Here is a 14394-nt window from a genome sequence, read left to right as displayed (position 1 = left end):
CTCTGCCGCCGGTGCGCCGGCTCAGATCGGCGTGACCTGGGAAACCAGCCAGTGGTCGTCGCTCTTGTCCAGATTCACCCTGACGCGGCTGCCGGTCGAAGTGCCCTGCGGCGATTCCTGACTGGTCGTGACCTGGTTGAGGAACATCAGAACCACCGCACGCGAGCGATCGGCGGAAACCACGCCGCTCGCCTCGGTGGTCGCCTTGACGGTGAGCTGCTTTTCCTTCGCGCCCGGCGCGATGGCCTGCTTGATCAGCTTCAGATAGTCGTCGCGGAAGCTCGGGGACAGTTGATCGGCCGCCTTCGGCAGCTCGGTGTCCACCGTCTTGAAGTCGTAGGTGAACATCGCGGTGACCGTTCGGTCGGCCGCGTCGACCGCTTCGGCGCGCGACTGCTCGGACTGCCGATCGTCCCAGTATCGGAATCCATTGATACCGCCCACAATTCCCGCGACGATCACAATGATGGCTGCCACCGCGAGCAGGATCTTGCCTCGTAGTCCACTCATCCCACGAACTCCACGTTGGAAGCGGACAGCCCGGAATCGCCGCGGGTCACCGTGACCCGGAACCGGTAGAACCGCGTCTGCGGCTCGGCCTGACCCGCGTTGGTCAGTGTCTGCTTGGCGGCGACCAGAATCTTCGCCGAGTTCTCGTCGTCGCTCTCGACCGCAGCCTCGACGATCTCGCCGTTGGAGACGACCTTGGCCTCTTTCACGATATTCAGGAACGGATCGACCCGACCATCGAATTCGGTCTTGAACTGGCCGGATGCGACCGAAAGGATCCGGTCGATGTCTTCCTTGGCGGAATCGGCCCTGATGGTGGTCAGGTTGAGAATCGCCTGCCTGGCGGTCTGGGTGTACTCGGTGCGGCGAGCATCGCGGTCGTCGACGGACTTCATCGCCATGACCGACCAGCCCGCGCCGACCACCGCGGCGATCGCGACAACGGCGCATGCGACCGCGGCGAGAATGCGGGTGCGACGCGACTTCGATTCCGCGGCCTGCGGGGAAGCATCCTCTTCATCGGCGTCTTTTGTGGTTTCCGCCCGGGTTTTACCCAGGTCGACCTGGCCGCCTTCGGCCGACGTCGAATCGGCTTTCACACCGGCCGCAGCAGTGGCGGCGATCTCGGCGACCGGCGGGGTCACGCCCGCGGTACCCACCGGCTCGGTCGGGGTCGCCGACTCGGCTGGGGTCGCCGACTCGCTGAAAGTCTCGTTCTCCTCGACGGGAGGCCCTGCCGAGCGCACCGCGCGGCGGCGCCCGCGGTGCGAATCCTCGTTCATCTCATTCATCGTTGCTGCTCCTCGAGCATTGCCTGCCAGCTCGACGGTACCGTTCCCGATCCGCCGGGCGCGACGTCGCCTTGTCGGTAGGTGCGGCCATCGGTGCCGGTGTAAACGCCGGTGGAAGGGTCATAGGGCTTGGCTGCCGCCGGTGTCCCGCCACCGTAGCTCGCGGGAGCGACCGGCACCGCGTCAGGCGCGCGGGGCGCACTCGCGGGAGCGACCGGCTGCACCGGACCGAACGGCGGGTTATTGCCTTCCGGTACGTACCCGGTGCGGCAAAGCTCCGGTGTCGGCGCGCGTACGCCGGGAACTTCCATGCAGGGGGTGTTGCGGATACCGCGCACCTCGATCGGTGAATCCTGCGGCACCTTGCAGTACAGACCGGGCGGCGTGCCGATGGAGTCCAGCTCACTCGGCGAGCGGCGCTGATCGGCGGGCAGGAATCCAGTGGTGCAGGCGGGCGGATCGTTGACAACGGCCATGAAGTCGACCATCACGCCGTACTCCAGCGGTCCACGAATAATGGTCTGCAATGCCGCGATCAGCGGCGGAAAGACCACCAGAAGTTGTTCTAATCCAGCGTGATACGTGACGGCGACCTGCCCCAGGCTCACCAGGTTCCGCAACAACAACGGCAGTGTGGGTCTCAGATCGCTGAACTGCGCGCTGACCTTTTGCATCGCGGCGGGACCGTCGCGAAGCAGATTGCGCAACGCTGGATCGTGCGCCCGCAGTTGATCGGTCACCGTAGCCAAATCGCTTGTCCACGAACGGATGTTCCCATCGGACTGCGTTTGGGTATCGAGCAGCGGGCCGATCTGGTCCAGCAGCTTCTTGGTCGGGTCCGCGCTGTTCTGTGCCTCCTGCACCAGCAGGGCCGCCGAATCGATGAACCGTTGCAGATCGGGACCCGCGCCGTTGAAGGCATGGAATGCCTCGTCGATCACCTGGCGCAGCCTGGTGTCGGCGACACTGGACAGCAGCCGGTCGGACTGGTCGAGCAGCGTTCCGACATCCTGCGGCAACTTGGTGCGCTCCACCGGAATCACCGAGCCGTCGGCCAGGTTCCCGCCCTTCGGCTGATCGACGGGCACCAGGTCGACGTACTGCTCACCGATCGCGGAAACGCTGCGCACCCAGGCATTCACATCGACCGGGATCTTGTAGTCGCTGGCGATGGACAGTTTCGCCTCGACGCCGTCGGAGGTCAGCCGAACTTCCTTGACCACACCGACATTCGTGCCGCGATAGGCGACGTTCGCCTGCTGGTAAAGGCCGCCGGTCGCGTCGAGTTGCACGGTCACGTCATAGCGTCCGATGCCGAACATCGCAGGCAGCTTGACATACATTCCGCCCATCACCACCAGGCCGACCACCGTGAGCACGGCGAAGATCGACAGCTGGATGCGGACGAATCTGGTGAGCGTCATCGGCCAGGACCCCCTTGTGGCGCAGTGGCTCCCGGCAACGGAACGGTCAGTCCTGGAATCGCGGGCAGCCCCGGTATCGGCGGCAAGCCGGGGATAGTCGGTGTCGGCCGGCCCTGGGCGGCGGGCGGCGGTTGCAGTGGCCCGGTCGCCGGGTTTCCGCTCTGCGTTGCCGTATCGGGCGCGAAGCCACCGAGCACACCTTCGACGCCGCCGAACCGACCGCCGAGCGGTGTTCCGGTGAGCCAGTTGGTATCCAGCCGCTTCGCGGTCAGATCCATGGTGATGTACAGATTGAGGTAGTCGCCCTTGATCGCGTTGTCGAGGTTCTTCATCGGGAACGGGAAGGTCGGCAAGATCTTGAGCGCCTCGATGAGATTGTTGCCGGTATCGGCGAGCGTCTGTAGCAACGGCGCGAGGCTGCGCAGATTCGACTTCAGGTTCTCGCCACTCGCGGCGACGATCCGAGACGTGACATCGCTCAGCTCGCCGAGCGCGGTGATCGCCGTGCTGATTTTCGCGGTGCGATCGGCGAGCACGGTCAGCGCGGGGTGGATCTGCTCGATGGCGGTGGCGAGCACATCTTTCTGCTGGACCAGTTGGCCGCCGAGGCGATCCAATCCGCTCATCGCCGAGATGATGTCGTTGCGCTGCGCGTCGAGGTTGGTGGTGAGCTCGGCCAGCTGCGGAAGCAGATCGCGGATGTCGTTTTCGCGACCGTGCAGAGCGGAATTGAGCTCGCGGGTGATCGTCTCGAGCTGGGAAATGCCACCGCCGTTGAGCACCACCGACAACGAGGAGAGGACCTGCTCGGTGCTCGGGTAGGTGCCTGCTCGCTCCAGCGGAATGAGGTCGCCGTTGTGCAGTTGTCCCTGCGGCGCGACATCGGTCGGTACGGCCAGCTCGACGTGATTGCTACCGAGCAAGCTGGTCTGGCCGATCTTCGCGACCGCGTTGGCTGGGAGCTTCACATCGGGGTTGAGCGAGACGGTGACCAGTGCGTGCCAGCCCTCCACCTCGATCTTGGATACCGTTCCGACCGAAACGTCGTCCACCCGAACCGGTGAATTCCGGGTCAGCGTCGTCACATTCGGCATCTGGATACGCACCTGATAGGAGCCGGCGCCGGTCCCCTCGGTGCCGGGCATCGGCAGTGAGTTCAGGCCGTCCCACTGACACCCGGATACGCCGAGTGTCACGGCTACGCCGACTGCGAGGGCGCCTATCCGGCGTATCGAACGCGGTCGCATCATCGCCCTCCTCCCGGAATGGCCAGTCCAGCCAGGCCACTCGGCACGGTCACCGGCGCCTGCTGCGGCGCGGCCGTCGGCGCCCGCTCGGCCAGGCTCGGTGGGCTGTACACCAACTGGTTCGGGAACGCGGTCACGCTGGTAGCCGGATTCAGCAGGATCGGCGCGTAATTCATGGCCAGCGAGCTGATCACGGGCGCCAGGTACTGGGCGCACAGATCGGCGGAGCGGCCGGAATCGTTGTCCTCGATGGCCCGGATCGATCCGCACAGGAAGCTGAGCGGATCCGCGGTGTTGTTCAGTGCGATGGCTCCAGTGACAGTTCCGGTGGCGGGCTTGTAGATCTGATAGAAGTTCACCAGCGCCGTCGGTCCCGAGTGCAGCACCCGCTCCAGCTCCGGCTGCTTGTCCACCAGAGTCTGTGTGACGTCGGCAAGCCGCTGCACCCCTTCGGTGAGTTCGGTGCCGCTGCCCTCGAGGAAGCGCTTCACATCGGCCAGGGCAGTGTCCAGGTTGTCCAGTCCGGCACCGAGATCCGAGGAGACGCCTGCCAGCACCGAGGACACCGAGGCGAGCCTGCCGCCGAACTGCACGATCTGTTCGTTGCTCGACGAGAGCACCTCGACGAACTTCTGCAAGTTCCGGATGGTGCCGAAAAGGTCGGTGCGGCCGTCCGAGAGCGTGCTCAATGTCGCCGAAAGCTCACGCAACGTGTCGCGCAGCTTCTGGCCGTTGCCGTCCAAATTGTCGGCGGCGGTATTGACGAAGCGTCCGAACGAGCCTTGGGTGTCACTGCCGACCGGCCCGAGAGTTGTCGACAATTTGGACAGTTCGGCCTTGATGTCGTCCCACTCGACGGGCACGGCCGTGCGATCGATCCCGATCTCCGCGCCGTCGCGCATCTTCGGTCCGCCGGTGTAGGCGGGCGCGAGCTGAATGAACCTGGCCGAGACCAGCGACGGCGAAATGATCACCGCGCGTGCGTCGGCGGGGATATCGATACCCCGATCGATGGTCACCCGCACCCTCGCCCGGTCGCGGCCCGGCTCGATCGAATCGATGCTGCCGACCCTCACCCCGAGCACGCGCACATCGTCGCCCGCGTACAACCCGTTCGTCGACGGGAAATACGCGGTGATGGTGGTCTTCCCGATCCGGCTGATGCCGGTGTACGCACCGGCCAATACCAGGGCGGCGACCAGCACTCCCGCGACGATCAGCACCCAGCGCGGTAGCTTCCGAACATTCGTCAGCATGCTCATCGCGGCGGCTCCTGGACTGCGGGCCCGATCGAGGGCCCCGGGTTCGTGAAGATATTGCGCAGATCCTCCGGGAGATGCTCCGGCCACACCAAGGCGTCGACGAGCGGCTGCAGTTCCGTACTGGACGCGTTCACCACATAGGCGTTGAACCAGGGACCGTTGCCGACCTGTTCACCGAGGGCAGCCGCATACGGTCCGAGCCCGTCGAGCGCGTCACTGATGTTCTGCTTATTGCGCTGCAACAGCGCGAGCACTGAGTTCAGCTTGTCCAGTGCGGGTTTCATCTGCGCCTCGTTGTCGGCGACCAGTCCGGACAACTGCTTGGCCACCCCGTTCACATAGACGATCAGCTGCGCGATCGCGCCGCGGCGGCGATCGAGCTCGCCGAGCAGGTTATTGCCGTCCAGCAGCAGCGCATTGATCTGATTGCTGCGGTCGGCGAGGATCTTCGTGACGTTCTGCGCACGGGCCAACAGCTCCGAAAGCGCCTGATCACGCGCGTTGATGCTGCGCGACAACGCGGTTACGCCGTCCAATGCGGACCGCAGCGGAGCGGGAGTGTCGGCGAAGGTCTCCGACAGCGCGTCGAGGGTCTTGTCGACCTGGTCCATATCCAGCCCGTGCACCGTACGACCGAGATCGCCGAGCGCGTCGTTGAGCGAATACGGAGAGGTGGTGCGGTCCAACGGAATCGTGTCGTCGGTACGCAACGCGCCGGTACCTTCCGGCGCTACCTCGAGCGACTTGCGTCCGAGCACGGTGTTCGTCTTGATCGCGGCGGAGGTCTTCTGGCCCAAGACGATCGACTCGTCGAGGGTGAATCGGACCAGCACCTTGGCGCCGTCCAGCTGGACGTCCTCCACCCGGCCCGAACGCACCCCGGCGACCTGCACCGGATCGCCCGGCACCAAACCGCCCGCATCGGAGAAAAAGGCCGTGAAGGTCGAGCCACCGCGGATGAACGGCAGCCGGTCGAATTGCAGTGCCGACAGCGCCACCGCGATCGCGACGACGAGGCCGACGACACCGATGGTGATGAGGGGGGATCGCTTCTCGTTCATTGGTTCGGCGCACACCTTCCGGTCTGCTGCTCCCCTGGCAGGTTGATCTCGATCTGCTTGCCGTCAGGACCGTCCACCAGCATGTTCGTGCCGCAGATATAGAGCTGTAGGAACGAGCCGTAGGCGCCGATGCGAATGAGCTTCTTGTAGGTGTCGGGCAGCCGCGCCAGCACCCACTGCAAGGTGTCCGAACCGCCGTCGAGATTGCTGGCGAGGCGTCCGGTCTGCTCGATGGTGCCGCGCAGATCGGGGCGCGCCTGACCGAGTAGTTCGGTGAGGTCTTGCGTGGCTCCCGCGATCCGGGGCAGCGCGTCGCCGATCGGGTCCCGCTCGGCGGCCAAACCGCTGACAAGGCGCTGCAATTCGTCGAGTGTTGTTGCGAACTGATCGCCGCGCTGGTCGATGGTCTGCAACACCGTGTTCAGGTTGTTGATCACATTGCCGATCAACTCGTCGCGGTCGGCGAGGGTCTTGGCGAAGGAGCCGCCGCTGTTGAGCAGCTGTACCAGCGTGCCGCCCTGGCCTTGGAAGATCTGGAGCAACGCACTGGTCAGGTCGTTCACCTGGCCCGGGTCGAGGCCACGGATCAGCGGCTTGAATCCGCCGAGCAGCATGTCCAGGTCGAGCGCGGGCGCGGTCTGTTCCTTGGCGATGGTGGCGCCGTCGCCGAGCACCTGCGTCGTGCCAGGGCCCTCGAGCAGTTCCATGTACCGGTCACCGACCAGGTTTTCGTACTTGATCGTCGCGCGGGTGCTCGCGAGCAACCGGTACTTGCGGTCGACATCGAATTCGACGTGCGCGAGATGGTCCTTGCCCACCTTGATCGACTTGACCGAGCCGACCGGCACACCGGCGATGCGCACCTTCGAGCCGGGCAACATCCCCGACGAGCTGGTGAAGACCGCGTGGTATCCGTTGGCCCTCGCGAAGCGCATCTGGCTGAACACGACCGTCAGCCCGGCGAAGATCAGAGCCATTACCAGGGTGAAGATGGCCAATTTGACCGCTGTTGCTGTGTTTTTCACGGCGCGGCCACCCCCGGCAGACCGGCGAACAGTAGCTGGAACACCCTGGGCGCTTCGTTGAGTCGCGGCGACCCCGTGTTGGGCTGGTACACCTTGCCCTCGCTGGAATCGGTGACGACGTAGTCGGCATGGCTGCCCGGCACGCGGTTCGTGACACCTTCGCAGTGCGGGCCGCCGGTGGCATTCACCTTCGGCAGATCATCCGGATAGGTATAGGGCTTGGCGCCGAACATGAAGTTGGTGTTCATCCCGATGCCGGGCTTCAAGCCGCCGAACATCGCCTCGGCGGTCGGCATCAGCGGCCCGATGGCGTTGATGATGCAGCCGAGCGCGGGGGCGTACTCCCACAGCAGACTCGTCGTCGGCCGCAGTAGATCGAGCGCGGTGACGAGCCGATTCTCGTTCTCCCGCAACACCGAACCGGTGGTGTCGGCGAGGCCGACGAGATTCACGAGCACGTTGTCGAGGCTGCTCTGCTCGTCGACGAAGGTATTGCTCGTCGTGATGAGGTTGTCGACGGTGCGCAGCAGGTCGGGCACGGTGTCGGCGTAGAGATTGGTGACATCGGCCGTCTTGACCAGGTCCTGTTGCAGTGTAGGCAGATACGGGTTGATGTCCTTCAGGTACGCGTCGCTGCGTGAGAGCAGATCACCCAGCTTCTCGCCGCGCCCCTGCAATGCGGTGCCGAGCGCGGACATCGTCGCGTTCAGCTTCTCCGGCTCGATCTTGCCGAGCAGATCCGACAGGTGCTGGAACAACGTGTTGAATTCGACGGTCACCGCGGCGGCGGCCACGGTCGCGCCCGGTTTCAGCGAGGTCGACGAGGGCTGCTGCGGCACCGTGAAGTTGATGTACTTCGCGCCGAATACGGTGGTGGACCTGATATCTACGCCCGCGTTGGACGGAACCAGTTTCAGCAGTCCGGGATCCACCGCGAGCTTTATCTTGGCTCCGTCACCGACCTGGTCGATTCCCGACACTCGGCCGATCTCCACCCCGCGCATCTTTACCTTGGCGTCGGGGTCGAGAACCAGACCGCTACGGGGTGCGTCGACAGTAATGGTGACCGTCTTGGTGAAACCACCGACGAACATGACCATCGCGAGAGCCGCGATGGCGACCAGAGTCAGCACCATCGCGGCGCCAGCCAGTTTCAGGCCGAGCCCACCGCGCATGGCTGCCGCCAGGCCGCTTTCTGCTTGTTTACTTTGCGCCATACCGCTTTACCCGGAGAGGTGGAAGTTGCCGGAGGTGCCGTAGATGGCCAGCGAGATCAGCAGGGTCACCGTGACCACCGCGACCAAGGAGGCCCGCACCGCATTGCCTACCGCGATTCCCACACCGACCGGCCCACCCGCGGCGTGAAAGCCGTAGTAGGTGTGAATCATCATGACCGCCAGGGCCATAAAGATCGCCTGCGCGAACGACCAGAGGATGTCGCTGGGAATCAGGAACGTCGAGAAGTAGTGGTCGTACACTCCCGCGGACTGCCCGTAGATGAACACGGTGGCGAACCGGCTCGCGATGAACGAACAGATCACCGCGAGCGCGTACAGTGGCACGATCGCGATCATCCCGGCAAGCACCCTGGTGCCGACCAGATAGGGCACCGGCCGGATCGCCATCGATTCCAGCGCGTCGATTTCCTCGGCCACCCGCATCGCACCCAACTGCGCCGTCGATCCCGCGCCGATGGTCGCGGCAAGGCCGATGCCCGAAATCACCGGCGCCGCAATGCGTACGTTGATGAAGGCCGCGAAGAATCCGGTCAGCGCTTCGACACCGATATTGCCGAGCGAGCTGTAACCCTGCACCGCAATGGTGCCGCCGGTGAACAGGGTGAGAAATCCGACGATCACAACGGTGCCACCGATAACGGCCAAAGCGCCTGAGCCCATGCTGATCTCGGCGATCAATCGGATCGTTTCGGTCCGATAGTGCACAAGCGCGCGCGGGATAGACCCCAGCGTCTGCGCATAGAACACCGCATGCTTGCCCAACGAATCGAGTGAGCCAGAAATTCGACGCACTCGCCGCACGGTACGAGGGAAGCGGGATTGGATCACGAATGCCACGTGATCACCGCGCCGAGAACTTGATACCGACGGCCGTGACCACGACGTTCACCACGAACAGGGCCATAAAGGCGAAGACGACGGTCTGGTTCACCGCATCACCGACACTCTTGGGACCACCTTTGACATTCAGGCCCAGATAACACGCGACCAACCCGGCGATCAGTCCGAACAGGCCGGCCTTCACCTCGGAGATGATCAGTTCGGGCAGATGGGTGAGCAGCGTGATGCCATTGACGAAGGCGCCGGGATTCACATCCTGTAGCAATACCGAGAACAGGAAGCCGCCGACGATGCCGATAGTGCACACCAGGCTGTTGAGCATCAGCGCGACGAAGGTCGATGCCAGCACGCGCGGCACAACCAGCCGCTGGACCGGGTCGATGCCGAGCACCCGCATGGCGTCGATCTCTTCGCGGATTGTCCGCGCGCCGAGGTCTGCGCAGATCGCGGTGGCGCCCGCACCTGCCACGATGAGAACGGTGACGATCGGTCCGACCTGAGTGACCGCGCCGAATGCCGCCCCAGCGCCGCTGAGGTCGGCGGCGCCGATTTCGCGAAGCAGGATGTTCAGCGTGAAGCTGACAAGGACGGTGAACGGGATCGCGACCAGCAATGTCGGAACAATCGAGACGCTGGCGATGAACCACGCCTGATCAATGAATTCGCGCCCTTGGAACGGCCGTCGAATACTGGCGCGGGCGACGTCGGCGACAAGTTCGAAAAACCCGCCGACTGCCCGCAACGGCACAGCAAGGACCTCGTTCATTCGCGATCCTCCTTGCTCATCCTGCTTGTACAGCTCACAGCCTGATGCCCCCTCGAGGCCTCATTGCCTCAACGATTAGAACATGTTCATTTTGCTGGCGGAAGCTTTTTGCCACTTTTGAACTGCACTTTTCTTATACGCGGGGACTTCAATTTGAAACATGTGTCAGAAATTGAACGACCTGAGCCTTGTGAGCCGCCGCACACTGTGACTCCCATGTCTACCAACCGCTGGACCAGTGATCAACAGTTGCCTGATGGCGACTGCCATCAGGCAAATCACTAGTGGTCGAGATCGAGCAATGCCGATGCCGAAAATGTACGACCTTCGGGCCGATCGGCGAAGTACCCACCGAGCGTGGCGGCCAAGTCATTGGCCGACCACTGGTCGCCCGCCGCGTCGAACCGCTGCTCGACCGTCGGCGCGGCCATCAGCGCGACCATCGGCCCGTACACCACGAAGACCTGCCCATTGACCGCATCGGCAGCAGGAGAAGCAAGGTAAGCCACCAGCTTGGCCACATGATCGGGTGCGAGCGGATCAATGCCGCCCTCGGGTGCCGCACTGAATACGGCCTCGGTCATCGCGGTCCGCGCACGCGGGCAGATGGCATTGGCACGCACACCGAAGCGAGAAAGGGAGCGTGACGCGGACAGCGTCAGCGCCGTGATCCCCGCCTTCGCGGCACCGTAGTTGGCCTGACCCTCCGGTCCGAGCAGTCCCGCCTCCGAAGAGGTGTTGACGAGCCTGCCGTAGATCGGAGCGCCCGCCTCCTTGGACTTGGCGCGCCAATAGGCTCCCGCGTTGCGGGTCAACAGGAAGTGGCCACGCAGATGCACCGCGATCACCGCGTCGAAGTCCTCGTCGGACATGTTGAACAGCATCCGGTCGCGGGTGATGCCCGCATTATTGACCACGATGTCGACGCCGCCGAACGCCTCATCCGCGGTACGGATGAGCGCATCGGCGGTCGAGCGTTCGGCAATACTGCCCGCGACGAACTCGGCCTTGGCTCCGAGGGACCGGATCTCGGCGAGCGTGTCGGCCACCGCGTCCGATTCGGACAGGTCGTTGACCACAACCGACGCGCCGGCGGCGGCAAGGGCAAGCGCCTCGGCCCGGCCCAGACCCGCACCGGACCCGGTCACGATCGCCACCCGGCCCGAAAGATCCGCGGCGCCCATCGCCTTTGATTCGCTCACGGCTGCACCTCACTAGCGCTCGGTTCCGTCGTGCGCGATGCGCATACTGTGTTCTCGGTTCGCTCGCTGCGGTCACTCACGGGGCCGACTCTAGAACGTGTTCCTATCTAGAGCAAGGTCCCGGTCACTGCAACCGCAGCGCGGCCTTCGGGCACTGCGCGACGGCGTCCTCCACATCGGCGATCCGATCGGGGTCAACCTCGGCCGACACGATGTGCAGTACGTCCTCGTCATCGAGTTCGAACACGTCGGGGGCGATTCCGACGCAGATTCCGTTCGCCTCGCACTGGTCCAGATCGACACTGACCTTCATGACAACTCCTTTGACAAGACTATGACCAAAGCCTAACAACCCGACCTGGCCGCGCGCGGCCATCGACCGGATTCGCCGTCAATACTGGAACATGTTTCAGTCTGTATGCAATGATCGGTTGACCCAATCGAACGAAGGCATGAGGTATTTGCCATGCGCATCGCGTACACGCCGCAGCAGGAAGAGCTCCGCGCGGAGCTGCGCGACTACTTCGCGCGGCTGATCACCCCGGAGCGCCGTGCCGCGCTGAGCTCGCAGACCGGCGAGTACGGGCAGGGCAATGTGTACCGCGAGGTCGTGCAGGAGATGGGCCGTGACGGCTGGCTCACCCTGGCATGGCCGAAGGAGTTCGGCGGCCAGGACCGGCCGACGATGGACCAGCTGATCTTCACCGACGAGGCAGCCATCGCGGGCGCGCCGGTGCCGTTCCTGACCATCAACTCGGTGGCGCCGACGATCATGCATTACGGCAGCGAGGAGCAGAAGAAGTTCTTCCTGCCCAAGATCGCGGCGGGCGAACTGCACTTCGCCATCGGCTACTCCGAGCCGAGCGCGGGCACCGACCTGGCCAGCCTGCGCACCTCCGCGGTGCGCGACGGCGACGACTACGTGATCAACGGTCAGAAGATGTGGACCAGCCTGATCGCCTACGCCGATTACATCTGGCTGGCTGTACGTACCGACCCGACCGCCAAGAAGCACAAGGGCATCAGCATGCTCATCGTGCCGACAACGGCAGCGGGCTTCTCGTGGACGCCGGTGCACACCATGGCGGGCCCCGACACCAGCGCCACCTATTACCAGGACGTTCGCGTCCCCGCGAGCTCGCTGGTCGGACAGGAGAACGCCGGCTGGTCGCTGATCACCAATCAGCTCAACCACGAGCGGGTCGCGCTCACCTCCGCGGGACCGCTCGGCCTCGCGCTGAGCCAGAGCGTGGAGTGGGCGCGCAACACCAAGTCCGCCGACGGCCAGCGGGTGATCGACAAGGAATGGGTGCAGCTCAATCTCGCAAGGGTGCACGCCAAGGTCGAGTACCTGAAGCTGATGAACTGGGAGATCGCCAGCCGCGCCGATGCGGGCGGCGACGCGGCGCCACGCCCGTGGGACGCCTCTACCTGCAAGGTGTACGGCACCGAACTCGCCACCGAGGCATACCGACTGCTGATGGAAATCCTCGGCCCGCAGGCCTACTTGCGCCAAGGCTCTCCCGGCTCGGTGCTGCGCGGCCGACTCGAGCGGATGCACAGGGCCGCGCTGATCCTCACCTTCGGTGGCGGAACCAACGAGGTCCAGCGCGACATCATCGCCATGACCGCACTGAAGCAGCCGGCCTCGGCGCGCTGACAGTGTGTTCAAAGGCGATGCTCCCCGGGCCCTACGTAGCTACGCAGGCCGCCTCCTCCAGGCCCGTGGCACGCACCGCAACTTTCGAAAGTAGGTAGACGCCATGGATTTCACCCCCACCGAGGCCCAGGCTGACCTCGCCAAGCTGACCGGCGAGGTGTGCGGCAAGCTCGTCACTGCCGACCGGTTGCGCGAACTCGACAAAGCCGCAGTGCGTTTCGACGAACCGCTGTGGGCTTCGCTCGCCGAGACCGGCGTGCTCGCGGCGGCGCTGCCGGAGAGCGTCGGCGGCAGCGACTTCGGGCCGCTGGAGCAGAATGCCATCCTGCGCGAGCTCGGCAAGCACGTAGCCGCGGTGCCGTACCTGTGGTCGGTGGTGCTCGGCGCGGGCGCGTTGGCCACGTTCGGCTCTGACATACAACGCGATTGGGCCACCCAGGCCGCTGCGGGCAGCGTGATCCTCACGGCGGCGCTCGCGGAAGAGCGGAATTGGGAACCGGCCAAGCCCACGACGACAGCGGTCGAGGCCGGGAGCGGCTGGCGGGTGACCGGCGCCAAACTTGCGGTACCGTTCGCCGCGCAATCAGTCAGAATCCTAGTCCCTGCCACGGTTTCCGGCCGCGCCGTTGTGTTCCTCGTCGACCCGTCCGACGCCTCGGTCCAGGTGACCACCCAGCAGGTGACCGACCTGAGTGCCGAGTACTCGCTCGAATTCACCGATACCCCTGCCGAATTGGTGGGCACCCTCGACAACGGCGACGAGATCCTCGACTGGCTGCTGACGAGGGCGTGGCTCGGCCTGAGCGCCCAGCAGCTCGGCACTCTCGAGCGCGCATTGGAACACGTCGCCGACTATGCCCGCGAGCGTGAGCAATTCGGCAAGGCGGTCGGCAGCTTCCAGGCCGTCGCTCAACGTCTCGCCGACGGATACATCGATGTTCAGGGCCTTCGCCTCGCTGTCACCAAGGCAGCTTGGCGGCTGTCAGAGAGTCTGCCGAGCGCCGAAGCGGTACACACCGCGAAGTTCTGGGCAGCCGATGCGGGACATCGAGTGGCGCACACCGTCATCCACGTACACGGCGGTGTCGGCATCGACCGCGACCACATCGTGCACAACTACTTCACCGCGGCCAAGCACAACGAATTCGCGCTCGGCGGTGCGACCGACCACCTCCGTGCCATCGGCACGCTCCTCGCGGAAACTCCTGCCTGACCCAGGAATCCGCACCCTCGATCGGCCCGCCGGTACTGCCACCGGCGGGCCGATTGCTGCGCCAACTCCGCCTCGACGGGGTCGGCCCCCGCCTTTACCGTGCGGCGGGGTGCCGATACCCCACACATCACACCCGTGCCCCGCCGCCGAGGATC

Annotated in this window: 14 protein-coding genes; 2 read left to right on the top strand and 12 right to left on the bottom strand. The window is 64.8% G+C overall.

The window, feature by feature from the left end; genetic code table 11:
- Window positions 1-21: 21 nt before the first annotated feature.
- The 12 genes from ACLMAJ_RS36390 to ACLMAJ_RS36335 all read right to left on the bottom strand — a co-directional run bounded on the left by ACLMAJ_RS36390 (window position 22) and on the right by ACLMAJ_RS36335 (window position 11679).
- On the bottom strand, window positions 22-510 hold the full coding sequence (locus ACLMAJ_RS36390; protein WP_412018455.1) for a h domain protein: 489 nt from the start codon (window positions 508-510) through the stop codon (window positions 22-24).
- Window positions 507-1301: a hypothetical protein gene (locus tag ACLMAJ_RS36385; RefSeq protein WP_412018454.1), complete on the bottom strand. Its 795-nt coding sequence runs from the start codon at window positions 1299-1301 to the stop codon at window positions 507-509. The genes ACLMAJ_RS36390 and ACLMAJ_RS36385 overlap by 4 nt, the downstream gene beginning before the upstream one ends.
- A complete protein-coding gene (locus ACLMAJ_RS36380; protein ID WP_412018453.1) occupies window positions 1298-2725 on the bottom strand; it encodes an MCE family protein in 1428 nt (475 codons plus the stop codon). The genes ACLMAJ_RS36385 and ACLMAJ_RS36380 overlap by 4 nt, the downstream gene beginning before the upstream one ends.
- A complete protein-coding gene (locus ACLMAJ_RS36375; RefSeq protein WP_412018452.1) occupies window positions 2722-3975 on the bottom strand; it encodes an MCE family protein in 1254 nt (417 codons plus the stop codon). Before ACLMAJ_RS36375 ends, ACLMAJ_RS36380 begins: the two co-directional genes overlap by 4 nt.
- The gene (locus ACLMAJ_RS36370) at window positions 3972-5234 is read right to left on the bottom strand and encodes an MCE family protein (RefSeq protein ID WP_412018451.1); all 1263 of its coding nucleotides are present in this window, start codon (window positions 5232-5234) and stop codon (window positions 3972-3974) included. The genes ACLMAJ_RS36375 and ACLMAJ_RS36370 overlap by 4 nt, the downstream gene beginning before the upstream one ends.
- On the bottom strand, window positions 5231-6295 hold the full coding sequence (locus ACLMAJ_RS36365; protein WP_412018450.1) for an MCE family protein: 1065 nt from the start codon (window positions 6293-6295) through the stop codon (window positions 5231-5233). Before ACLMAJ_RS36365 ends, ACLMAJ_RS36370 begins: the two co-directional genes overlap by 4 nt.
- Window positions 6292-7320, bottom strand: coding sequence for an MCE family protein (locus ACLMAJ_RS36360; protein ID WP_412018449.1), 1029 nt, complete (start codon window positions 7318-7320; stop codon window positions 6292-6294). Before ACLMAJ_RS36360 ends, ACLMAJ_RS36365 begins: the two co-directional genes overlap by 4 nt.
- Window positions 7317-8495 carry an MCE family protein gene (locus ACLMAJ_RS36355; protein WP_412018479.1) on the bottom strand — a complete coding sequence of 393 codons (1179 nt, stop codon included), beginning with the start codon at window positions 8493-8495 and terminating at the stop codon, window positions 7317-7319. The genes ACLMAJ_RS36360 and ACLMAJ_RS36355 overlap by 4 nt, the downstream gene beginning before the upstream one ends.
- A gap of 48 nt (window positions 8496-8543) precedes the next feature.
- Window positions 8544-9395, bottom strand: a complete 852-nt coding sequence (locus ACLMAJ_RS36350; RefSeq protein ID WP_412018448.1) for an MlaE family ABC transporter permease — start codon at window positions 9393-9395, stop codon at window positions 8544-8546.
- A gap of 4 nt (window positions 9396-9399) precedes the next feature.
- A complete protein-coding gene (locus tag ACLMAJ_RS36345) occupies window positions 9400-10164 on the bottom strand; it encodes an MlaE family ABC transporter permease (RefSeq protein ID WP_412018447.1) in 765 nt (254 codons plus the stop codon).
- 281 nt (window positions 10165-10445) lie between these two features.
- On the bottom strand, window positions 10446-11348 hold the full coding sequence (locus ACLMAJ_RS36340; RefSeq protein ID WP_412018478.1) for a 3-oxoacyl-ACP reductase: 903 nt from the start codon (window positions 11346-11348) through the stop codon (window positions 10446-10448).
- A 142-nt stretch (window positions 11349-11490) separates the two neighbouring features.
- A complete protein-coding gene (locus ACLMAJ_RS36335) occupies window positions 11491-11679 on the bottom strand; it encodes a ferredoxin (protein ID WP_412018446.1) in 189 nt (62 codons plus the stop codon).
- 153 nt (window positions 11680-11832) lie between these two features.
- Between ACLMAJ_RS36335 and ACLMAJ_RS36330 the strand changes: the two genes are divergently transcribed.
- Window positions 11833-13026 carry an acyl-CoA dehydrogenase family protein gene (locus ACLMAJ_RS36330; protein ID WP_412018445.1) on the top strand — a complete coding sequence of 398 codons (1194 nt, stop codon included), beginning with the start codon at window positions 11833-11835 and terminating at the stop codon, window positions 13024-13026.
- A 103-nt stretch (window positions 13027-13129) separates the two neighbouring features.
- Window positions 13130-14239 carry an acyl-CoA dehydrogenase family protein gene (locus tag ACLMAJ_RS36325; RefSeq protein ID WP_412018444.1) on the top strand — a complete coding sequence of 370 codons (1110 nt, stop codon included), beginning with the start codon at window positions 13130-13132 and terminating at the stop codon, window positions 14237-14239.
- Window positions 14240-14394: the final 155 nt, after the last annotated feature.

This window comes from Nocardia arseniciresistens, from assembly GCF_046764875.1.
Lineage (GTDB): Bacteria > Actinomycetota > Actinomycetes > Mycobacteriales > Mycobacteriaceae > Nocardia > Nocardia arseniciresistens.
Note: the sequence above shows the minus strand (reverse complement) of the source record. Positions and strands in the feature narration are given on the sequence as shown.